Annotated in this window: 9 protein-coding genes; 5 read left to right on the forward strand and 4 right to left on the reverse strand. The window is 59.4% G+C overall.

Annotated elements, in window-relative coordinates:
- Window positions 1-531: 531 nt before the first annotated feature.
- Genes AD89_RS0113855 through zorA form a run of 3 tightly spaced genes read right to left on the reverse strand, consistent with a single transcriptional unit; the run spans window position 532 to window position 4,665 of the window.
- On the reverse strand, window positions 532-2,052 hold the full coding sequence (locus AD89_RS0113855; RefSeq protein ID WP_081770489.1) for an EH signature domain-containing protein: 1,521 nt from the start codon (window positions 2,050-2,052) through the stop codon (window positions 532-534).
- Window positions 2,049-2,735 (reverse strand): OmpA/MotB family protein, encoded by a 687-nt coding sequence (locus AD89_RS0113860; protein ID WP_009882856.1) that lies wholly within the window; start codon window positions 2,733-2,735, stop codon window positions 2,049-2,051. Before AD89_RS0113860 ends, AD89_RS0113855 begins: the two co-directional genes overlap by 4 nt.
- Before the next feature lie 43 nt (window positions 2,736-2,778).
- A complete protein-coding gene (gene zorA / locus AD89_RS0113865) occupies window positions 2,779-4,665 on the reverse strand; it encodes an anti-phage ZorAB system protein ZorA (RefSeq protein ID WP_155807466.1) in 1,887 nt (628 codons plus the stop codon).
- A 489-nt stretch (window positions 4,666-5,154) separates the two neighbouring features.
- On the opposite strand from zorA, the gene AD89_RS0113870 reads away from it, so the two are divergent.
- From AD89_RS0113870 to AD89_RS0113895, 5 genes are all read left to right on the forward strand, one after another.
- On the forward strand, window positions 5,155-8,085 hold the full coding sequence (locus tag AD89_RS0113870; protein ID WP_231488688.1) for a helicase-related protein: 2,931 nt from the start codon (window positions 5,155-5,157) through the stop codon (window positions 8,083-8,085).
- Window position 8,086: 1 nt separating this feature from the next.
- Window positions 8,087-12,850 (forward strand): restriction endonuclease subunit M, encoded by a 4,764-nt coding sequence (locus AD89_RS0113875; RefSeq protein WP_025779863.1) that lies wholly within the window; start codon window positions 8,087-8,089, stop codon window positions 12,848-12,850.
- A complete protein-coding gene (locus AD89_RS0113880) occupies window positions 12,847-19,551 on the forward strand; it encodes a DEAD/DEAH box helicase (protein WP_025779865.1) in 6,705 nt (2,234 codons plus the stop codon). The genes AD89_RS0113875 and AD89_RS0113880 overlap by 4 nt, the downstream gene beginning before the upstream one ends.
- Window positions 19,548-22,064 (forward strand): UvrD-helicase domain-containing protein, encoded by a 2,517-nt coding sequence (locus AD89_RS0113885; protein WP_025779867.1) that lies wholly within the window; start codon window positions 19,548-19,550, stop codon window positions 22,062-22,064. The genes AD89_RS0113880 and AD89_RS0113885 overlap by 4 nt, the downstream gene beginning before the upstream one ends.
- Before the next feature lie 103 nt (window positions 22,065-22,167).
- Window positions 22,168-23,961 carry an AIPR family protein gene (locus AD89_RS0113895; RefSeq protein ID WP_081770491.1) on the forward strand — a complete coding sequence of 598 codons (1,794 nt, stop codon included), beginning with the start codon at window positions 22,168-22,170 and terminating at the stop codon, window positions 23,959-23,961.
- A gap of 275 nt (window positions 23,962-24,236) precedes the next feature.
- Here the strand turns inward: AD89_RS0113895 and AD89_RS0113900 are convergent.
- A partial coding sequence (locus AD89_RS0113900; protein WP_035320917.1) for a zinc-binding dehydrogenase occupies window positions 24,237-24,915 on the reverse strand: 679 nt, incomplete at its 5' end.

Consider the following 24,915-nt stretch of genomic DNA (forward strand, 5'->3'; position numbering starts at 1 on the left):
TGCGTTGATGTTGAGGAATCGAAGCGTGGTGCTCGAGCGCTTCGAGGACATCGAGTTCAACAGTCGTCAGTAAGTATTCGTCATAGCCGATGTTGACAACCGCGCCGTGCCTTTCAACCGGTACTCGTGAGCCCCCGACCTCGAAGAACGGATCGATGCGAAAACTGCGGGACGTGGTGTTGCCCGTGACATCGGTTCGCAGAGCCGCAGGGATATGGGCAGGGAGGCCGAGAAGTTCCGAGATCTCTGATTCGAGACGAACTGCGTTTCGGGTTTCTATACTGAATCCGTTGGGGCGTCGGGTGGCATCACCTTGTTCTTCCAGCAGACTGAGAACCGTGTACTGCTCGAATTCCGGCCCTGCCCCTCCTCCTGCAGACAGCTCCGCCCAAGTGTCCGCGTCAGTTCGGAAATTGATGCCGAAGGAGTCATAGTCCGGAACGAACCCGTCTGATCCCGGTCCGTGATCCTCGGTGCCGGGGTTCGTCAGTCGATCCCCGAAGATCAGTCTGAGACGATCACGAATGCCCACTACTGTGCTCCCTGTCTGCGTCCACGCCGCTTCTTCGGACGAACCGGCAGAGGTCTTTCTGCCGAAACAGTCCGATAGGTTTCCGGAGACATGACTGCTTCTGGCGGAACATATTGGCCGGATTCGGATATGAACATCAGAGCATCAGAGATCCACTTCTTCTTGACATGGTGGGTGAGGGCGACGAAGTCTTCATTCGGTCGACGATTGCCCTGGATCTCGTTGAGAAATGCAGTGCCGCTGATTTCTCCAAGTTTCCAATTCGTCATGATTTCAGGGGGGTCTCCTTTGATGACCCACATCCTGAAGTTATGTGAGCCTTCGACGACGTGAAATCGCCCACAGTCCATAAAGATGACTGACTTCTCTCGGTAATGCTGACCTGTCAGCTGCGTGATGTTGGTGCGCAATTCGTCCCCCATGATCTGACGGATGGCGGTCCTGGCAGCATTGCCGGCGAAGAGCCGAGTCTCACGGACCAGCTTCAGCTCAAGGAGTCCCTTCAGGAAGTTCTCTCGGTCCGGGAACATCCGCAGCAGGTCGTAGTTGTAGTTCTTCTCACCGAAGATCCTCACCGCTTCGAGGAAGAGCCTGATGTCCTCGCCCGAGAGCCACGCGATGACACGCTGAAGATTCTCGGGTGGAATGCGAGACCACCAGGTGTTCCAAGTGATCGTCCCGCGAGCTCGCGGGTCGTCCGCAATCTTGAGTATCGTGCCTTGCCACTCGGAACTGGGAGAGTCGACCGGCCGACTGGTCATGGCTTCGATGACCAGGTGGCCGAATCGGCGCCCATTCGGAGCCGGCGCATTCGCGACTTCCGGTTCGCACAACTCCGGCAGCCACGGATATGCCTGGCCCGGGTCTGCGTGTGCGATCCGATCGAGGTAGACACGTTGACGAGCAACTTCCGCATAGCGTCCACCCGAATAGGCATCGAGACCGATGTCTCTCATGGTCGACGGCAGTTCGCTGTCAGTATCCAAGACCAGACCCGCGACTTTGTCGGGTGCGTCGATCCCGAGAGCGAACTCCGGATTCTTCTGCACGGCGATCAGCACATCCTTGCCGCGCGTGGTCTTCTGCTGCGCTGCGGCCTGCTGCAGATACTCGGCAGTCCGTGTGAAGAGCCCCGGATCCCAATCGTCAAGGCGGTCGAAGTGCGTGTAGTACACGTTGGCCAACGCAAAGGTGAAGAGCCTTGTCAGGTTACCGTTCTCACAGATCGTCTGCAGCACGGGCAATCGCATAGTTCTTTCGGCAAGACCGGAGTCTCCAGCCCAGAGCGACGCAATTGCACGGCAGATCTTGGGATCGCCGACCTCCGGGTGGAGCTCCGGATGATCGGAGGCAAGCACGCTTCGAGCGCGCTGAGTCGTTTCGGTGCTGAGCCCGGGATTGTCTATCCTTCGGCCCAGGGTTTCGGCCTCGGCAGACAACTCCTCCCATGCTGACAGGTTCTGAGCACTCCACGGCCGAATGGCGGCAGCCGCGGAGGGAAGGGGGAAATCAAGAGTCATTGGTCGGCGACTTCTCGCTCGATCTCTTTGAGCGTGTCGGAGTCCGCCCGAACGATCGTGAAGCGAATATCGATTCTCCGGTTTGCGGCCGCTCCAAGGTCCGTCGACTGGTTCGCATTCACCGGCCTTGTATCGCTGTATCCGGAAACCGAGAACAGTGGCTGGCCTTCCGGACCCTGCATCGTCTCGAGTTGCTGGTCACTCGGCAGCTCCTCCTCCCAGAGCTTCCACAGAGAAATCGCTCGGAACGTCGACAGTCCCCAGTTGCCCGTGCCTTCGAGACCCTGGTACTTCGCATTGTCGGTGTGTCCTTCGACGAAGACGGTGTCGAGGAACTCTTCTCCGTCGTGTTCCTCGATCTCCCTGGCGATGATGGTGCCGATCGTCAGGGACTTGGCCTCGTACTTCTCCTTGATGTCATACGATCCGCTGTCGAAGCCCAACAGATCATTGGGGATGCTGATCACGGAACCGTTCTGAGAGACGATGACTTCGATGCCTTCGGATTCGAGATCCTTCTGGATTTCGTCGAGCATCGATTTGCGGATGTTCTCGGCCTTGCTCGACTTCTCGATCTGCTCGCTCAGGTCGTCGGTCTGAGCTTGGAAGTCCTTCTGCGCCTGCATGAGCTGGATCGCAAGGACCACGACGACGAGGATGAAGACGAAAAGCACCCCGGTCATGACATCTGTGAAGGACGACCAGTAGTTGGTCTCTTTCTCAGAGTTAGCGGACGACCGCCGTGCGCGCGTAAGAGCCATTCTTGTTCACCCCCTCCAACTCGTCAACGACGCCCTCGAGCGACTTGGCGATCTGCAGCATGTTGGTGGCGTATTCGGTACTGTGACGGTTCCACTGATCGAGCCGCTCGTCAGTTTGGGAACTCACCGTGTCGGAGTACGCCGCCAGCCATTCCGACATCTTCCGTGATGTCTGTTCGATGCTGTCGGTCAAGTTCTGCTTTGCGCCGTCGAGCGAGTCGCCGAGTCCAAGGAGGAATTCCGTCTGGTGATTGCGCATTTCGTCGAAAGCGGTCTTCGCCTCATGGGCGGCCGCTGCAAGCTTTTCACCGGCGAGAGCCGAGTTGTCGGTGACTTGACTGATCGCGGTTGAATGCTTGTCGAGTGCCTGGAGAGAAAGCGCTTGCTGCTGACTCACGTTCTGAATGCTCATCACTGCGTCGGAGAGCTTCGAAGCGACGGACTTGGTGGTAGTTGTGAATCCGTCCGCGATGGACTTGAGGTCGGCAGAACTCGATGCCATGCTCGTCGCGGACACTTCCATCAGGCTCTGTGTCTGCGCTGTCAATTCAGCGAGCTGCTTGATGTTCGACTCCATCGACTGCTGCTGTTGGTTCGCGGCGTCTGCCATGTCGCCGATCTGTCGTTGGAGCAGATCGGTCTGTTCACTGGCTTCGGACTTGAACCGAGCGAGAGAGTCCGCCGAGGTCGAGTGCAGCTGTGCCAAAGCCTCGGCATGAGCCGCTCTGTCAGCTTGAGCCTGTTCCTTGGCCGCGGCCGTTGCCCGTGCATGGCTCTCACGGTTCTGTTCGGCTTGTTCCTGAGCAGCAGCCAACATCTGACTGATGTTGGTGCTTGTCGTGGTCGCATTGTTCGTTGTCGCCTGCTCGATACGTTCGAGGGTGCTGCTGATCTGGCTGCTCAGCGATGACGTCGAATCGACAAGCCCTTGAGAAGCTGTCCTCATGGCCGACGCTTGTGACTGTCCCAGACCTTCGAACGCGTCACTGAAGCGATTGACCAGCTTGTCGAACACCTCGCCTGACTGCCGCGACGTCGCTTCGGTCAGATTCTGCATTGCCGGGGCCAGAGCCATATCGATGGCACCGACGATCGCGCTCTGCATGTCGCTGCTGAGCCCCTGCACCGACTTCTGGAATTCAACCCCGATCTTCTCGTGAAGCTCATTGAGCGACTGGGCGATCTCACGGGTATTTCCTTCGACCTTCTGAATGCCGAATTCGGCCGAGTAGCGCTCAAAATAGCTGTCGATTTCGGCGACCAGTTTGTCGACGCTTTCTGAAATTCGGTTCTGCCGATGGGAAAGGACGCCGGTGGCAACCAGGCTCATCGCCACTCCGAGGGCTGACGCAAGGAATGACAGACCTGCGGTGTTGAGCAACGTCATCACGCTTTCCTGCAACACGTCGATGTCGGTGTCATTACGCAGATTGAGCCCTTTGAGGCCGAAAGCGAGCTTGAAGAACGTACCTCCCACGCCGATAGCGATGAGTGTACCTGGCAAGGACTGAATCCACTTGTTCTCGAACAAGGGGCCAGCAAGGGATTTGGGATTAAAGAAGAATTCTGCCTCGATCGTCGAACGAGCCGATCGCGACTCGAGTTCGTCTACCAGTGACTCGTCATACTCGATCCACAAGTCTTTGACGGCTGGGGACGCCGTAGTTGCCCGTTGACGTGCGTGGATCCGTGACTTCTTACCTTCACTCAACAATTCGTAAACTTCTGCAATCCGCAACTTTGCGTTGATGCTTTCCCGTCGCGTCGTGACAGCGAAATGTATGAAGAAGACGAAAATGCCGATGATGGCCAGAGTGAAGGCAGCCCAGGTGAGGAAAACCCAAATATTCACAGAAGTTCGAGCCTTTCAAGGTCAGGAGTTTGGCCCCTCACTTGGTTCAAGGCCGGGTGGGACTATCTCGCTTCCGTGGGGGTGATTTCAGTATAGGGTCGGCCGCTGACATGGAATTCTGATCGCATCTGAAGTCCAGGGGATGTAACGAATTTGTAATAAATCTTGCCGAATCACCGATTCCAGCCGCCAACAACCGGATCGAGCGGAATGTGACGTCGAGGACGCGCCCGATCGATAGCGCCCCCGGCGTTGTGGGGCTCTGAATCCGAGATAGCATGACGTGAGTAGTGGCCGTCTTCCCGTGAGGTATGTGCAATGGAGTCTTCACAGTCTGTGCTTCCGACCAGCAAGGATCATGCTGAAAAGTGCAGGATTGACGGCCAGCAGCCAGTCACACTTGCCCCCGGCTCTGTCGTCGAAGTCCGCGACGAAGAGTGGCTCGTCACCGGTGTTCAGACGGTCTACGAACGAGCGAACCACCAAGAAGTGACCCCCAGCAGCCCCGTCCAACGGATCGAAGTACAGGGACTCTCCGAACTCGTCCGTGACACGACCGCAGTCTTCTTCGATTCGATCGACACGGTCACTCCGATCGACCCCAGACAGGCTCCGCTCATCAACGACGAGAGCTCGGGCTATCGCGACGCCAAGCTCTGGCTGGAAGCGACTCTGATGAAGACAGCGACGGCAGTCGAAGATACGAACCTCACCGTGGCCGATGGCATGCTCATCGATCCCAAGGAGTACCAGCAGACACCGGTGCGCAAGATCCTCGATCCGCAGAATCTGCGGCCCCGCATTCTCCTCGCTGACGCGGTCGGGCTCGGCAAAACGATCGAAATCGGCCTCATACTCGCCGAACTCATCAAACGCGGGCGCGGTGATCGCATCCTCATCGTCACGCCCAAGCACGTGCTCGAGCAGATGCAGCATGAGATGTGGACGAAGTTCGCCATCCCCTTCGTCCGCCTCGACTCTCAGGGTATCCAGCGAATCAGGCAGAAGCTGCCGGCCACGCGCAATCCGTTCACGTATTTCAAACGGGCCATCATCTCCATCGACACGCTCAAATCGGACCGGTACCTCTCGCACCTGCGTCGGCACAACTGGGATGCCGTCGTCATCGACGAGTCCCACAACGTCACGAACACGAGCTCCCTCAACCACCGCCTTGCCGACACCCTGGCGAAGAACACCGACGCCCTCATCCTCGCCAGCGCCACCCCGCACAACGGCAAGAAGGAATCATTCGCCGAACTCATCCGGCTCCTCGAACCCACCGCGGTCAAACCTGACGGCAACCTCGATGAGGAGGCCGTGAAGAAGCTCATCGTCCGCCGGCACCGCTACTCCGAAGATGTGAAGAAAGAAGTCGGTGCGGACTGGGCCGAACGCAAAGAGCCTCAAGCGCGTATCGCCCATGCCAGCCTCGAAGAGAACGCCGTCGCCGAGGAGCTCGACCAGATCTGGCTCCACCCCACCGGACACAGCCCCTATTCGGGCAAGACGAACCTCTTCCCCTGGACGCTTGCCAAAGCCTTCCTTTCCAGCCCGGAAGCTCTCATCGAGACGATCGACAACCGGCTGCGCGTTCTTGAGACCCATGAGTCGAACGACGCAGTCGCCCGTGAACGCAGCTACCTCGATCGGCTGCGAGGATATGCCGCAGACAGCCTGCGTGCAGTCGAACGCAATCGTGCCGAGAAGCGCCAGCAGACCGGCAAATATGGCGCCCTGCTGGACTACCTGAAAGAGATCGGCATCGGGCCGAAGAGCGATACGCGAGTCGTCATCTTCGCCGAGCGCGTTGCCACACTGCACGCTCTGCAGGCCGACCTGACACAAGACCTCAAGCTCAAAGACGATCAAGTCGCGATCCTCCACGGCGGCCTCTCCGACGTCGAACAGCAGGATGTCGTCGAATCGTTCAAGAAGAAGAGCTCACCCATCCGGGTTCTCGTCACTGGCGACCTGGCCTCCGAAGGTGTGAACCTCCACTCTCAGTGCCACGAACTCGTCCACTTCGACATCCCGTGGTCCCTCATCCGCATCGAACAGCGCAACGGCCGCATCGACCGCTACGGCCAGACGCAGCGCCCGCAGATCACGACGCTGGTTCTGCAACCGGATTCAGAACGTTTCTCCGGCGACATCCGTGTGCTCAAGAAGCTCATCGAAAAGGAGAACGAAGCACACACGGCTCTCGGTGATGCGGCGGCACTCATGGGCAAGTACACCGCCGAGGCGGAAGAAGAAGCGATCAAAGCAGCCCTGGCCAAGGGCCAGGATCTCGACGAGGTGGTCACCGACGTCGATGTCGCGACGCAGCAGGATGAGATCCTCGATCTGATCATGAACGACCTGGCCGACGACACTGACGATCCCGGCGATGATGCGTCGAAACTGGAGAACCTGGGCACCAACGCGTATCCAGGCGACACCACCTATCCAGGTCCTGACACATACCCGACGGACCCCGCCACCGGGCTGACCCTTTACCCCACCCCCGTCGCGTTCCTCCGAGACGGTCTCGCAATGGTCTATCGCAATCACCCTGAACAGCGCCCAGGCACCGGCGGCAGCGGGGGAGTGAGCTGGCAGTTCCACTCCCGTGAGGCGATCGGCGAGCTCGAACCGCCCCGCGATATGTGGTCGCGTTTGGAAAGTCTGCCGCAGAGCTACCTCAAAGAGCGCAAGGTCAAGGAGAACTTCAAGCTCGCAACGAACAAGACAGTGGGACGCACACTCGTCGATGCCGCTCGCAACTCCACAGATGCGAAGAATGCCTCCCTCTGGCCCGAAGCTCACTACCTCGGGCCTCTGCACCCGGTCCTCGACTGGGTCGCTGACCGAGCACTGTCGCGCATCCCCGAGCGCGGGGGAATCTACATCGTCCGTGCCGAGGTGGAAGCTCCGACGGTCGTGGTCCATGCCGGGCTGACGAACCGCCGCGGGCAGATGGTCTCCAGCGTCTTCCGCACCGTTACATTCCCGGGCGGTACTGCTGAATTCGGTCTCACCGGCGAATTCGAGAATGCGGCAGCCCTCATTGCCGATCTCGGGTTGAGATCCACGAACAGCAACCCCGGCCCCATCGACACGAGCGTCTACCAGCCGCTTGTCCCCGCTGCGATCGACATCGTTGGAGAGAGCATCGAGGAGGTCATCGACTCCGGCCGGCGACGGATCGAGCAGCGCGTCCATGAGTGGTTCGAGCGCAATGAGAAATGGAAGCAAGGGGCGCTCGACCTCGTCCAGGCCACCAGGGTCAAGCAGAGACTGAGGACCGTCACCGAGGAAGACGACCTGATCAGGTCGATGCAACCGAACCGCAGCCTGCTGAGACCACTGCTCGTCGCCGTCCCCATCAGCACGCCGGTCAGCGTTACTGTCGACGACACAATGGAGGAGAACTGACATGGACGAACTCACGGTCATCCAGGACTTCGTCAGCGACGACTATTTCTCCTCCGACGGGACGAAGGAGTCCTTCAAGGCCAAAGCTCTCGAACTGCGCAAAGAATGGGAACAGGAAGCCACCAGCGCCGAGGCGGAAGGCCGCACCCTGACGACGCCGCTGAACTCGTGGGCCACCTCCCGGCAGCAGCTGCAGAAGCGTCTCGTCTCGCTCGTCGAGGGTCTCGGCGAGAACGCAACACTGACTGCTGATGACCGCGACGCTGTGGCCGGATTCGACCAGCAGCTGCTCGACTTCCTCGGCTACTCGAACGGACATGACATCACCGTCGGTCGTAACCCCGATGGAGAGGAATCCGCTTATCTCGAAATCCGCGGCACGGCCACTGCAGAAGACTCAGCCCCGCTGCTCATCGTCCTTGCCGAGCCAGTCTCGGACATCGCGGATCTGCTCGACAAGAACTCACCCACCCTGCTGCGACCGATCATCGATCCGGTCCCTGGCAGCACGGAAAAGACCGAACGCACGGATTCCGTCGCCCGGTACCTCTCCGCTCGCTTCGTCGACGACGCCCCGCCACAGTTCGCGCTCGTCCTGGCCGGATCGTTCATGCTCCTCACCGCAGCCGAACGCTGGCAGGAAGGGCGATACCTTGCCATCGACCTCGGTCTGCTGTTCGAACGCAATGACACCAAACGCGGGGGAGCGGTCGACCGGTTCCTCGCCTGCGCCAGCGCCAAGGCTCTAGCCCCCAGTGCCGAAGGCACCACATGGTTCACGACGGTCCTCGAGGACTCCGTCAAACACACAGAGAAGGTCTCAGAAGACCTCCGCGAAGCAGTCCGTGACTCGATTGAGCTCATCGCCAACGAGGTCGTCAACCGTCGCCGCCGCGCAGGACTCGATCCGCTGCCGGCAGCTGAAGCTCAGCCACTGGCCAAGCAATCGTTGAGGTTCCTCTACCGAATCCTCTTCCTCCTCTTCGCCGAGGCATCTCCAGAGCTCGACATCGTGCCGACCGGAGCCACTGACTACGAGTCGGGATACGGCATCGACCGTTTGCGAGAGCTCGCGCTCGTGGACATCCCCACCCGGGGCGACGGGACGCACCTTTACCAGTCCTTGGCCGTCCTGTTCACACAGATCCAGTCAGGACACAATGATCTCCGCCTCGCCGAGGCGGCCGACCGTGATCCTGAAACGCCGATGAGCGAGGGGCTTGAGTTCCATCCCCTCGAGGCCGATCTGTTCACCCCGAAAGCGACCGCCCACATCGACGAGGTGGGTCTGGGCAACGCCGCCCTTCAGCAGGTGCTGCAGAAGTTGCTCTTGAGCAAGGAGTCGGCAAAGAAGGAGCGAGGGTTCATCTCCTACGCGGAACTCGGCATCAATCAACTCGGCCGAGTTTATGAGGGGTTGATGTCCTACACTGGCTTCTTCGCAGAGACCGACCTCTATGAGGTTGCTCCGAAGGGGGACGCGAGCAAAGGCAGCTGGGTCGTACCCACCACCCGGGCCGAGCACATCGACGCCGATGACTTCGTGCGTGAGGCGGATGAAGTGACGGGGGAGGAGAAGCCACGAGTCCACCGCAGGGGGAGCTTTGTCTTCAGGCTGTCCGGCCGTGACCGACAGCAATCCGCTTCGTACTACACGCCCGAAGTGCTCACCCGTTTCACCGTCTCCCAGGCACTGGCAGAGCTGCTCACCGAGGATATGTCGGCCGATGCCATCTTTGACCTCACGGTGTGCGAGCCGGCCCTGGGGTCCGGAGCCTTCGCTCTCGAGGCCGTCAACCAGCTCGCAGCTGAGTATCTGCGGCGCAAACAGGAGGAGGTCGGCGAACGGATCGATCCTGCAGTGTTCCAGCAGGAGCTACAGAAGACCAAAGCGTATATCGCACTTCACAATGTCTACGGCGTTGACCTCAACTCCACCGCGGTCGAACTTGCCGAGATCTCACTATGGCTCGACACCATGGTGGCAGGACTTTCCGCACCATGGTTCGGCCTGCGGCTCAGGCGCGGCAACTCTCTCATCGGGGCTCGCCGAGCCATCTACTCGCGCAGCACGGTCAAGGACAAGACTTGGTTGAAGTCGACACCGGAGAAGACCAGCGCTCAGGAGCGTGACCCGCAGAGCATCTATCAGTTCCTTCTACCCGCCGAAGGCTGGGGAGCCGCCGCTGATGCTAAAGAGGGCAAGAAGCTTGCACCCGACGCGGTGACCAGACTGAAGAACTGGCGCAAGACAGTCCGAACGAAACTCAGCGATACGAAGACCAACGGACAGATCGGTCGGCTCGTCGGTCTCTCGAAACAGGCAGACGTGCTCTGGGAGATCGCACTCAAGCGTCTGTCCATCGCTGAGGCCGAGTCCCGGCGGACCATCGGCGTGTGGGGCTTCGAGGAGCAGGCTCCAGGGACGACGGTGACCCGTACTGAGATCGAAACGAAGCTCGCGGACCCGAACGGGGCCTACCAGCGGCTACGCCGAGTCATGGACGCTTGGTGCTCATTGTGGTTTTGGCCGCTCACCGAAACCGAGATTACGCCACCCAGCGTCGAGGAATGGATCGACGCCTGCGAACAGCTGCTTGGTCGATCGACCAACGAATCGAGAGCTCAGAAGGCTGCCCGCGAAGCCGGACAGGCGTCGATGTTCGACGTGGACAACTGGGCGGAACTCAATGAGTTCGAGGCCAACCAGCGGGTTCTTTCAGGTGCAGCGGACAAAGTCGAGACAGTTCTCGATACACATCCCTGGTTGCGGGTAGCGGAGAGAATCGCCGAACAACAGGGCTTCTTCCATTGGGATCTTGATTTTGCCACAGTCTTTGATCAGGGTGGATTCGACCTCCAGCTTGGTAACCCACCTTGGGTGCGTCCCCGCGGGGACGTCGAGGCGCTTCTCGCTGAGGGAGATCCTTGGTGGCAACTGGCGCACAAGCCCTCTGAGGCGGCGAAGAAGGAGATGCGCGAGAAGACTCTTGCGCGAGAAGAAGTTTATGAGCTTGTTCTCGACGGATCGACTGATGTGGTTTGTACGGCTGCGTTTGTAGCCGACGAAACAACTTACCCACTGATTGCAGGAACACAGCCAGATCTCTACCGGTGCTTCATGGAGCTCACTTGGGGACACGCAGGTCCTAGTGGGGTGATTGGACTCATCCATCCAGAGAGTCATTTCACTGACGATAAAGCGGACAAACTGCGCAGTGGTGCCTACCTTCATTTGAGGAGGCATTGGCAGTTTATTAACGAACTATCACTGTTCGAGATCCATCATCTTGTAACCTACGGAGTTCATGTGTACGGGCAGGTGAGAAGCACTGAAGTCGACTTCTTGATGGCGTCCTCTCTGTACCACCCGGATACAGTTGAACGCTCTCTGGTGCATAACGGGGATGGGCCAGAACCTGGGCTCAAGGATCTGGAAGGGCGGTGGGACGTCCGCCCACATGCTGACAGAGTTTTGCGGATTCAGAATGATCAGTTGAAGGCGTGGAGTGACACCCTTGGAGATGAGTCTTCTTCACGAAGCACAAAAATGGTCTACACGGTTAACCGTGCGTCAGCTAAGGTCCTAGAGAAGCTCAGCTTGCAGAAGAGAATTGGGTCGTTAGTCCCCTCATTCAGTAGGGGATGGGACGAGTCGATTGATCGGAAGAAGGGACGCTTCGAGCTCACCTGGGGCGAACCATCGTCCTGGCGCGATGTCATTCTGCAGGGGCCGAACTTTCACGTTGGAGTGCCGTTCTACAAGCAGCCGAACTCGACGATGAAGAACAATCTCGACTGGTCGGCGGTGGATCTCGAGCGGCTTTCTTGCGATGCGTTGCCGGTGACAAGCTACAAGCCGATTCGCGATGGTCAGTACGACCAGCTATACACGCATTGGACCCTCCCCAACGGCGACCGAGTTCCCGCCCGCGACTACTACCGAGTTGGTTGGCGATGTATGGCAGCTAACACCGGCGAGCGAACATTGATACCAGCAGTAATTCCGCCTGGAGCCGCACACGTTGACGGTGTCTTCAGTATGGGCCTGCCAGGTTCAAATGCAGAACATCTACTTTTGGCTACTGCGACTATGTCAAGTTTGTTGATTGACTTTTCGGTGAGGGTTGCTCCCAAATCGACTATTCGCACAAATACTGTGCTTAGACTCCCGCTTGTCCCGATCGACCATCCTTTGTCGTCATCGTTGGCGTCTCGCGCGCTGTTGCTTAATTCTCTGTCAGACGCTTACACCGATCTATGGAACTCGAGCGAGGGTTTGACGTCAGACGGCGAGTCTTGGACTGGCGCCTACGGGCACCAGGACTCAATCTCCATGGAAGTTCTCGACTATGAATGGACTGAAAATTCGCCATTGCGTCTGGCAGCGGACCGACGCCAGGCGCAGGTGGAGATCGACGCTCTTGTCGCGCTCATGCTCGGCGTGACAGCCGATGAGCTCTGCTCGATCTACCGGACGCAGTTCCCCGTCCTCTATAAATACGACACTCAGCGAGACCACTATGACCAGAACGGCCGACTGGTCCCAGCCGATGTGCTCAAGACGTGGCAGAAGCTCGGCGACTCCGCGACTGACGACGATCTCACTGCGACTAACGCGCAAGGGTTCACATACACCTACGAACCACCGTTCGCCACGCTCGATCGTGAGGCCGATATGCGCACCGCATACGCGGAGTTCGAACAACGTCTCGCTGATCGTGAGAACCGAGCATCCGAGGCTGAGGAAGGAGCAGCGTCGTGAGCCAGCTTCTCCCCACCGCCCAGGCCCGTCGCGCCCGCGAATCACTCACCGAATACCTGCGGACCACATTCGCCCTCGCCGACACCGAAGTGCAGACAGCGCTCGACCAGTTTCTCAGCGACCCGGTCACCGGTATCTTCAAAGGCCCGTACATTCGCACCCGGACACCTTTCAAACCGCAACCGGGGGGAGGGGATGCGCTCGAGATCACGCCGGGCAAATTCGAACCCTACGGACATCAAGCGCGCGCGTTCGAACGGCTGAGCAGCCGCCGCCTCGGCGAGGGAAAGCGACCGCAGCCGACTTTAGTGACGACAGGCACGGGCTCGGGCAAAACCGAATCATTCCTCTACCCGATCCTCGACCATGTCGTCCGCCATCGGCGGCAGGGCGGCACTGGAGTCAGCGGACTCATCCTCTACCCGATGAACGCCCTTGCCACCGACCAAGCGCAACGGTTGGCCTGGATGATCACCGAGGACCCACAGCTCAGCGGAATCCGTGCTGCCATCTACACCGGTGATGGAGGAGACGCTAAGCGCTCTAGAGTCACTTCCGAAGGGCTCATCACTGATCGTGAGGCCATCCAGTCGAATCCTCCCGACATTCTGCTGACGAACTACAAGATGCTCGACCAGATGCTCCTGCGCGTTGCCGATCAGAAGATCTGGTCGGAAAGCGCGCTCAGCCTGCGTTACCTCGTCCTCGACGAATTCCACACTTACGATGGTGCCCAAGGCACGGACGTCGCCATGCTGCTGCGACGGCTCGGCATGAAGCTCAAATCGCAGTGGCCAGACGACCATCCCGCCATCACCGACGACGACCGGGCACGGCCATTGGGTCTGATGACGCCCGTGGCAACAAGCGCGACTCTGGGGGACAAGAACGACCCCAGTCGGATCCTCACGTTCGCCCGCACTGTCTTCGGCCAGGAGTTCACCGAAGACGCCGTGGTCACCGAGTCTCGGTATTCCGTCGAGGAATGGGCAGCGCTGCCCGGAGCTGAACTCACCCCGGAGCGAACGGCGCTCGTTCCGGTCGCCAATGTCCGCGCCATCGATCTCGTCTCAGCACTTCAGTGGATCGAAGGCGCACCTGACGCCACCGACCAGGCTGCAGCGTTGAGCTCGCTGGCGACGATCTTCACCCTCGGCGATCAGTCTGTGATCGATGGTTCTCCAGAACCGACTGCCGAATGGGAAAGCGTACGCGAACGCCTCGGTGAGGACACGGGCCAACTGCTCACCCTCATCAAAGACCACCCCTGGATGCGGTCCCTGCTCGAGGCGACCACGTCAGCCATCGGGCTCGACGACCTCGGAGACGAACTGCTCGGCTCCCGCAGCGCCGCAGCCCAGCGCTACCTCAGCCACATCGTCGCAGGACTGAGCCTCATCCGTGCCGAACAGCGTCTGGCTGCTCCGACGATCGACGCGCACCTGTGGGTGCGGGCGCTGACACGCATCGACCGGATCGCCGGTGGCGAAACCGAATTCTCCTGGTCCGATGACGGACACCTCATCACCGGTGAGACCGGCAGCTGGGACGATAACTCCGCCAGAGAGAGCTTCCCCGCCATCTACTGCCGCAACTGCGGTCGTAACGGTTGGGGGATCGTCAAGTCCTCCGTCGGCGACCAGCTCGCAGCCCCCGACGCGGATAAGGACATCCGGCGCGAGTCCGCAGCTGGGAATTCCCGATTCCGGGCTCTCATCAGTGCCGGTGGCGAAGCCGACCGCTACGACCTCTCCGGCGGAGACCCGGAGGAATTGCACGAGAACCTCGCGGCCTTCAACGTTCGCGAACGCGACTTCATCACCCCCGGCCGCATCTACGGTTCTGCGACGATCCCCGATGACCTCGCCGAGGCTCTGCGCGCCGGTGACATCCTGCCCGTCCTCGTCTTCCAGGGCACGGATGCCGAAGAGAAATCGAAGGGGGAGTTCTGTCCGGCATGCAACGAACGCGATTCCATCCGATTCCTCGGTTCTGCAGTGGCCACACTGCTGTCGGTGAGCCTGTCGACTCTCTTCGGCGACCAGCAGCTCGACGATCATGAGAAGAAGTCGCTCGTCTTCACCGACTCCGTCCAAGACGCGGCACACCGGGCCGGGTTCGTCGAATCCCGCTCCCATGTCCTGACTCTGAGGAACGTCATCGCCGAAGCCGTCGGGGATGTGAGCACCCTCGAAGCCGTGGCCGGACAGATCGTGTCTCAGGCAGGCGAGGACTCGGGCAAACGGTACCGTGCGCTGCCGCCGGAATTCTCCACCGACCGTTTCGCCGATGTGCGGGCGTGGTGGCAGCAGCCGCAGAGAACGAACCGAAAAGCCGCTGAGAAGGTGATGAAACGCCTGTCCTTCGATGCGGCGCTCGAATTCGGACTCCAATCGCGATATGGCCGCACTCTGTCGACCACCGGGACGGTCTACGCCGAGGTCGTCCTGCCTGAGACCGAAGAGCTCGACGCACTCGTTACCGAGGTTCTCGACGAAGCGGGAACACGCGCAGGACTGCTCGTCATCGATGACAACGGGGGAGCCGCCTCGGCGGATCGACGTATTGCGTGGGTCCGGGCAGTCGTCGAACGTCTGCGTACGCAAGGGGCCATCCATCACCCGTGGCTGGAGAAGTATGTTTCCGAGGGCGGGAAGCGGATCTGGATCTGGGGAAAACGGAAACGCGACCAAGGCATGCCAGCGTTCCCCGCCAGCCGCAATGCTCCGGCCTTCGCCGTTACGGGGATGTCCCGGAAGTCGGTCGGCGGTCGCAGCGGGTCCCTCTTCGACATGGTCGAGTCGAACCAGGGCTGGTACGCCAGGTACGCGGCCAGGACGTTCGGCATCACCGCCAACCACGGCGCAGGACTGACCAAGCTTCTGCTGCAGCGACTCGCCGCGGCTGGAATTCTGCGGGCCGTGCCGGTCAAGGACTCCGAGGCGACTGCCTACGGGATCGAACCGGTCCGGATCCGACTCGAACGTGCCTTCGACGATCCCGCTGAAAAGTCGCGGAACCTCGAGTGCACGGTCTGCCGAACCGTCTTCCCCGCTGCCAGTCGGACCTTGAATGACCTCGACGGAGCGAACTGCCTGCTCGTCGGCTGTGCCGGCACACTGCAGGCGGGGACAGTCGCTCGAAACTTCTACCGCGACCTCTACACGAGCGCGCAGATGACCCGGATCGTCGCCCGCGAACACTCGAGCATGCTCGACACTGACGAGCGCAAAGCCTTCGAAGACGGGTTCAAACGCGGATCCGACGACCCCTCGGCTCCGAATGTCCTCGTCGCGACACCGACACTCGAAATGGGCATCGACATCGGGGACCTGTCGACGGTGATGCTGGGATCCCTGCCCGAGACCGTCGCATCCTATGTCCAGCGAGTCGGCCGAGCCGGGCGGCTGACAGGCAATGCGCTCAACCTGGCGGTCGTCGGCAGCACGAGCACCGAGTTGCGCACGATCCACGACCCGCTGTCGATCATCAATGGATCGGTCCAACCCCCGGCGACGTACCTCGACGCAGTCGAGATCATCAAACGGCAGTACCTCGCTTTCCTCATGGACAGACTGGCACAGGCACCCGGAGCGGTCCAGAAACGAGGCGTCGGCGATGTCTTCGGCGCCGAACTGGGCAAGTCCGAGTTCCTCAACGCCGTCATCGACCTCAACGATCAGTCGCATACCGAGCTGCTCGCCGAATTCCTCGCCGGTTTCGGGAATCTCATCGACCAGGCGAAGACAGAACTGACCGCCTGGGCCAGTGTCGCTGAGGATGGGAGCTCCGGGCTGAAATCAGCGGTGTGGCGGGCACATCAGGACTACCGCCACGAAGTCGAATCACTGCAGCACCAGCTGGCCGAAATCAATCTTGCGCTCAACGAACTCCAAGCGGCTGCCGCCCATGAGGCCACCGCCACGGAGGAGGACAAAGACGCCTATCGCCAAGCGGTGTCTGCGCAGAGGGCGACGGAACGGGGCCTGGAGAACGAACGTCGCCGCTACTGGATCGAAGCCCTCGAAACCTACCAGCTGCTGCCGAACTACACGCTCCTCGACGACACCACGCAGCTGGACGTTTCCCTGCGTTGGCGAGACGAGGAGACGCAGACCTACGAGAACGAACGCATCGAGTTCGAACGCGGCGCCAAACAGGCACTGCGCGATTTTGCGCCCGGGTCCACGTTCTACGGACGGTCGCTGGCCACACGAATCGATGCGGTCGAACTCGGCCCCAACCAGCACGAGACCTACGAACTGCGGTTCTGCGCGGCATGCGGCTATTCCCATGACCGACGCACCGGCACCACTCCGCCTTCCCAGTGCCCGCGGTGCGGCGATGCGTCCATCGCCGATGTCGGTCAACGTCTCAAAGCCGTACAGCTGCGCAAAGTCAGTGCCATGGTCAACCGCGACGAGGCACGCATCAGCGACGCCGATGATGAGCGCCGGCAACGCTCCTACGTCATCACTCCCACCGCCGACATCGACCCTGCGGCGATGAGCTCTAGATGGTTCGTCGACGGTTTCGGCTTCGGAGTCAGCTACCTCGACTCCGTGACAGTGACAACCACGAACTTCGGGCCCCGAGGCCAAGGGCAGGAGATCCTTGCCAGCGGAGAGACGATCGTCAACTCGGGATTCGTCGTCTGCGACCATTGCGGAAAGCTCGACAGCTCTGCCAACGGCAATCAGCGCACCGACCACCGGCCGTGGTGCCCTAAACGCAATGACCTCGAGGAATCGAATCTCAGCCTCGTCCTCACCCACCGTCTGACCACGCAAGGCGCACTCATGCGCCTGCCGGAGAGCCTCCTCGTCGGAGAACACAACGGACTCACGACGCTGCAGGCGGCGATCAGGCTGGGACTGGCCAAGCACCTCGGCGGGGATCCCGACCATATCGACATCATCCCGGCCAAAGAGCCTCTCGAAACAGGCGGAGTCGTCGACGCACTCCTGCTTCATGACATTGTGCCGGGCGGAACCGGGTACCTGGCCGATCTCCGTGATCCCGAGACGATGTGGAAGGTGCTGTACGAGGCGTGGCGGCATCTGGCCGAATGCGAATGCAAGGATGCGAACCAATGGGCGTGCGCGAAATGCCTGCTGCCCTATGTGCCGCGATCAAGCGCATCGACGGTCAGCCGATCCATTGCTGAGCAGAAGCTGGCGGAACTGCTGGTGGCGGGTCGGACGGGCATCACACTCAGCGGCGATACCCCGGCTGATGCCTCCCATCGCTGGCCAGTGACATCCGAAGTTCCCCAGGCCCAGGACCCAGAGTCGTATCTTGAAAGACGGTTCCGGCAGGTGTTCCGGGACCGTCTGGAACGAGCGAACATCAATGTCCAAGACAAGCCGGCACCGACCGGTACGGTGCTCTCATTCCACCGGACAGGATCGCGCGTCGGCTGGAGCCTGACTCCGCAGGTGCCCCTGGGGCACACGAAGCCGGACTTCCTGCTCACCTGCGACGTCACGAATATTCCGGATATTGCGATCTACACGGATGGTCGCGCCTTCCACGCCTCGAGTGCGGTCAATCGCCTTGCCGACGATGCCGCGAAGCGAGCTTGGGTACGCAGCCGCGGTCACCTCGTCGTCGCCGTCACCAATGCGGACGTCGAATCTGCGTCAGCAGATGCGCCCGCGGCGGAGGCAGGCCGAGACGCGAGGATGCCTGAGTGGTTCTCACGACGAGTCGTCTCGACTCTGCTCAATCGGCCACAATTCGGATGGACGGCACAAGCCGAGGAGGCACTCGGAAATCCGATCGATGTGCTCATCGGTCTGATCCAGGCAGTCACCAGCTCCGAGCCGGACCTTCCGACGTCGATGACTGTGGCGGGCAATAACGCTCCTCTGTTCTTTGCCGTGCAGCCTCAAGGCAGGAGGGTCGTTTCGATTTCCGCGACGGCCGGCTTAGCTGATGCTGTCGTGTCCGACCTCACCGGCAGTACGCCTTTGCCTGACCACCCCAGCGATGGAACTCCCGAGGGGCACAAGCGCGGCTTCCTCTCGCACCGAGGCGCGGTGACCGTCCTGGTCGTGCCGACCGATTCGTCAATGACGCGTTTCGACACCGCGGTTGTTCTCGACGACCGCCCGGAAGTGATGAGCGATGCGGAGGCGTTCGCAGACGCCTGGAGACAGTGGCTGCACCTCTCGAACATCATGGCCATTCGTTCGCCGGGAACCCAGGTCGAACTGGTGACAGCCTCGTCGACGTTGGCAGATCAGGGGCAGCGGCTGGAATCCGCCGACCTGGGCCGACTCGACACGGCAGGGGTCGAAGGCGCTGTCGACGTTGTGCCGATACCCGGTGGCGGAGTGCCGTTGTCGTCCGAATGGGTGGAACTGCTCTCACAACCGGAGATGCTGCCGGAAGAAGCCGAGTTCGCTAACGCATTGGCCGTCTCCGAGGTGGCCGAAGTTCCCGAATGGGGATACGAAACCGAGGAGGGGATCTCACTCGATTTCGCATGGCCCACGCAGAAGATTGCGGTACAGCTCGAACCCGAAGCCGAAGACGCGGCTGAACTTGAACACAGCGGCTGGACGCTCGTGTCCGCCACTGTCGATACAGTGAAATCAGCGTTGGGGTATTCGGATGCGGGGAGTTCGATTTCGGCATCCGACGAGGGCCATGACGACGATGGCATCAATGAGGACCAGGAAGGCTCAGACGGATGAACATCACCATTCATAAGAACGTGTCGAAGATTGAGAAGTCCATCAGGGCGAAGCTCATGGACTTTCTCATGAAGCTTGATGCCGACGAGACCTCGCCAGGCCTCCATATCGAACCGATTCGGAATTCAGCCGACCGTCGATTCCGTACAGGGCGAGTCGACAAGTTCTGGCGTGCCGTCCTGTTCAAGTTGAGTGGGAAGACCGGCAGCAGCTGGGTCATCTACGGTGTCTATCCGCATGACGATGCGATCAAACTCGCGGCGAGTCTCAAACTCGATGTGAATCCGACCAATGGTGTCACTGAGATCACTCTGGTCGACAAGGTCGACTCTGACGAGCTCGAAGCACGCTTAGCTGCTGCCTCGACTGAGACTGAGCTTAAGCGGCAATCGCCTGGTGAAGGCGCGGCGGTCGATGAACTCGAGTCGGACCGTGAGTTCTCGCGGGTTCACGATACCGACGTCAGCACCGAGTCGGCAGTCCAGCAGGGTGATGAACGGTCCCAGATTCCAGCGACCTTCGTGCGCGCACCTGCTGACCCGATCTTCGCTGACAGACCGCTGACCGAAACGCTCGGCGAGGTCACAGATGCGCAGTTGATATCCGAGCTGGGCATATGGCGCAATGTCGTCACAGTGGCACGCTCGTGCCGAACCGTCGATGAACTGCTCAATCGACTTGACGCACGGAAGATTCCCGAATGGCAGTCTGACGCTTTGCTCGACTTGGCTTCCGGGACGAGCTATGCAGATGTGGCGAAGAAGCTGTTCGGTGTCGAACACGATGACGCAGATGCAGACGGAGAAGTTGCCGGCGTCCAGCCGATTCAGGTGCCTGTCTCCGATGAGACGGGGCCTGGCGATCTGTCGGCCACGGCAAGCGAGAAGCGAAGCGACGACGATGCCCTCATCGCCGGACTGCGCACCTCGGCAGCGCAGCTGAGCTTCGCCGAAATCGAGGACCAAGACGAGCTCAAGCGCGTTGCCGAAGGCGGAGACTTCGAAGCGTGGAGAGTCTTCCTGCACCCAGAACAGCGTCGCTGGGCACAGCGTGGATACAACGGGCCATTTCGGCTCTCCGGGGGAGCGGGCACAGGCAAGACCGTCGTCTTGGTCCACCGCGCAGTTCGGCTGGCCAAGGCGCCCGTCCCTGTCGACGGCCTACCTCCACGCGTTGTGCTGACGACGTTCACCCGCAACCTCGCCAGCGAGTTGGACGCCCAGGTGTCGACCTTGGACAGTTCGGTTCCTCGCGCCGGTCAGTTGGGCAACCCGGGGCTTTATGTGGCCGGTGTCGACCAACTGGCGTTCGAAGTGCTGCGGGGTGCCACCAGCGATGAACTCACGCAAGCTACTACAACGCTCCTGGGTAGACCTCACCTGGGCATTAAGAATCGGGGCGACGATTCGGACTGGGACCGCGCTCTCGAGACGGCATCCGACGATCTGCCGGAGCGGGCGAATAGTCGTGTGTTCCTTCAAGACGAGTATGAACAGATCGTTCTGCCCAACCGGTTGTCGAAGAAGAGTGACTACTTGCGGGTGAGGCGCCCCTCTCGTGGCGTTCGGCTGTCGCGGCAGCAGCGTGCGCTCGTCTGGGATGTCATCGAAGCGTACCGCGTCAGGACTGCGACGAACGACACGCTGAGCTATGTGGAAGTCAACCACTTGGCCGCGCTGATCGTCGAGTCCCGGGCGAAAGCTGTGGATATGCCGACGTCGTCCGAAGCTGAACGGCGAGCGGCCTATCCGGTGGATCATCTTCTCGTGGACGAGGGGCAAGACCTCAATTCCGGTCATTGGATGTTTTTGCGGGCTCTTGCCAGACCCGGTCGCGATGACATGTTCATCGGTGAGGACTCGCATCAGCGTATCTACGGGAACAAGGTGGTGTTGTCCCGATTCGGGATCAATATCGTCGGTCGCTCGCGCCGGTTGACGCTCAACTATCGCACCACCGAGCAGAACCTCGCATTCGGCTTGAACATTCTGTCAGGAGGTTCGTTCACGGATCTCGAGGACTCGGCAGAGTCAGTGGCCGGTTATCGGTCGCTTCGCACCGGCGTCGCACCGGAGGTCAGAGGCTTTGGCACTCTAGACGAGGAGCTTGATTTTGTTGCCGATGTGCTCCGTAAGTGGCTCAAAGAATGCGGAGACGATGCCACGCTGAACCCTGAACAGATTGCGGTGCTTGTCCGTAGTGATCCTGGCAAGGCCGCGCGAAGGTTAGGCGATTACGGCGTCAGCGTGCAATCCGTCGGTAAGGGCCTCATCAAAGAAGGTCTACCAGTTGTCATGACCATGCATCGGGCCAAGGGTACTGAGTTCCGCAATGTCGTCATCATGCATGCTGGAAGTGAAGACATACCGTCGAAGTTGAACGGCCGATTCCAGCCGGAGGAATATTCTGCTGACTTCAACCTGCGGGAGCGGTCGTTGCTGTATGTTGCCGCAACACGTGCGAGGGATACTTTATTGGTGACCTCTTCGGGAGAACGTAGCAAGCTTCTTTAAAGACCGAACCACAAAAGGCCTCGCCCCATTCTTGGAGCTAGAGAAAACATAGTATCATCTCAGATATCCGAAATCGGAAACTCAAAGTAGATTGAAGGTAAATATGCACGCGCTTACAGGCAAAAGAGTACAAAAATTTGCTACTGATTTTGGATTTATTGGAAAAGAGTCAGAGCTATTCGAGAAATATGTGGCTTCTGTCTACCTGCATCAGTACCTCCATGACAACCCGGATTCCATTGAAGCATCTGTGCTGGGAGGAGGGAATGATGAAGGCATAGATATTGCGGCCGTGATAGTTAACGGTAGTGTAGTGTTTGAGCCTGAAGAAATTGACGAATTGATTGCGGATCATGGAGCTAACTCCGCTAGGATAATTTTCATACAGGCTAAAACTAGCGAGGGGTATGATACTAAACTCATTTCAAAATTTCTGCACGGGGTTGAGTCCGTTACGAAATACGCAATGAAGCCTGAAAGTGTAAATCTCCCGCCTCGCCTCGTCGATCTTGCGGACCTGATTGAGCGGATCGCCGAAAGTTTGGACAAGTTTCAGCACACACGAATCCCGTGTGAACTTTATTATGTCACAACGAGCGCGCACGATGGAAAATCAGCGCAAAGAGAATTGCAGGTGACTGAAGCATTAAGGCGCATCCGCGAAATAGGAGTTTTCCCTGACGACCTCGAGCTGCGAATGCATGGGCGCGAGGAGCTGGCGGCCAAGCAAAAAGAAAGGTACGGTCCACAAAATGTCCCTTTCCTATTTGAAAAGCATCAAACGATTCCAGCAACGGAGAACGTCGAAGAGGCGTATATAGGGTTATTGAACGCCGCAGAGGTTCTAAAGCTTCTAAAGGGCGAAAATGGAGAAGTGCGCCCTGGGATTTTCGATGACAACGTGCGGCTGGACTTAGGAGCGAACAACCCTGTCAACAGAAAAATTATGGGGACCCTTCAGTCGGACCGGAGGGACCAATTCCCATTCTTGAATAACGGTCTTACAGTTATGGCTACAGGGCTGTCGACAATGGGCGATAGGTTTCGAATTTCTGGATATCAGATCGTAAATGGTGGACAGACTAGCCACCAAATAATACGGTGGTCCGAGACCGAAGAAGTGAGGAATGACCCGAAGTTGTTGGAGCAGGTGTGGGTTCCTGTTAAAATAGTGAGTTCTACTGATTCTGATGTCAAGACTGCTATAACTGTTGCGACAAATCTTCAGACGGCGATCGACGCATCTGATATTCAGTCGAGCTCACAGGCTGCGAAAGACGTGGAAGAGTTTTTTGAGGAGTCTGGCAGTCAGGGTCTACGCTATGCGCGGCAGAATAGAGGAAATCCTATAGAGTTCGCTCGGACTAGGATTGTTACAACCACCGAGCTAAATCGTGCGGTGGCCTCTACTATTTTTGGTGAGTCTTCTAGGGCGATCGCGGCGCCGAAGGATCTTGAGCGACAAGATTCCTTTGTCTGGGACTCTCTCCCAATTCCAATCTACTATTATGCAGCGTGGATTATCTATCGTGTAGATCGATATTTCGGTAGGAATCTTGAGCTGTCGACACTCCGAGCTGCAAAATACCATATTGCGATGGCGGCTTCGTTAATGATGAACAACAGCCTACTTACTATATTTGAGTCTTCCGTAGAGAAGCTTTCGGGAGGGCAGCGGAAAGTGCTTGATCGCCTAAAGCTCGAAGTTGAAAGTGATCGATTATCTGATCAGTTAGAGCGTGCGATAGAAGAAGCTGTTGATCTCGCCCAGAAGGTGTTTGAGGGTCCACTTAGTGAAGGGCGGAGCTTGAGGAAAGACGACGTTCGAAACCGTCGGAGCCAGGAGGCGATGCTTGACGAGGTTGAGCGCAAGTTACAGCTTCGCGAGATTGAATAGTGCCTGACTCGAGGTGGGTTGCAGGGGATGCTGTGTCCGGTAGTCAGAGTAATCGGATCTGGTGGAGAAATTCGTGATTCTGATTGTCCGCAATGTGTTGAGTCTTGCTGGCGGCTAGATCGCCTCGGGTGATATCTCGAGTGTTACCGAGTCTGCTTCTCTGTGCTGGGGTGCCAATCGGATGGCGCCGGCGCCCAGATGGTCCGTTTCGAATTCGAAGGAGGGCAAGTCTTTTGAAGGTGAAGACTTGCCCTCCTTGCCGGGGAACGTCGCAGTCAGGCAGTCAACACAACTTTGCCAGTAGTCTCGCGGCCCTCAAGCGCACGATGCGCATCGGCGGCCTCTGCCAGCGAGAAAGTTGCGCCGACGCGGAAGTTGAGCCAGCCGTGTTCGATGCCGTTGAAGAGCATCGCCGAACGCTTCGCCAGCTCCTCCGAATTACGGACGAGCCACGCCAGGGACGGACGGGACAAGAAGATTCCGCCTGAGGAGTTCAAGCGCTGAATGTCGGACGGCGGCACCTGACCCGACGCTCCACCGAAGAGCACCATCGAACCCAGCGGCTTGATCGACGCCAGAGACGCATCGAAGGTGTCTTTACCGACACCGTCATACGCGACATCGACACCTTCGCCGTCGGTGAGCTCCTTGACCTTCGCCGTGATGTCGACGCCCTCACCGTAGAGGAACACATCATCGGCTCCGGCCTTCCGGGCCAGCTCTGCCTTCTCCTCGGTGCTCACAATCGAGATGACATTGCCACCCAAGTGCTTGATGATCTGTGTGAGCAACAGACCCACGCCACCGGCACCGGCGTGGACGAGCGCTGTCTGCCCCGGTTTGATCTCGTGCGAGCTCGTCGCCAGGTACTGCGCCGTCAGGCCCTGCAGCGGCATCGCCGCAGCCACCTCGGCGGACACGCCCTCAGGCACGCTGTAGGGAAGCGGCATTCGG

The sequence above is a fragment of the Brevibacterium sp. VCM10 genome (assembly GCF_000583215.1).
GTDB lineage: Bacteria > Actinomycetota > Actinomycetes > Actinomycetales > Brevibacteriaceae > Brevibacterium > Brevibacterium linens.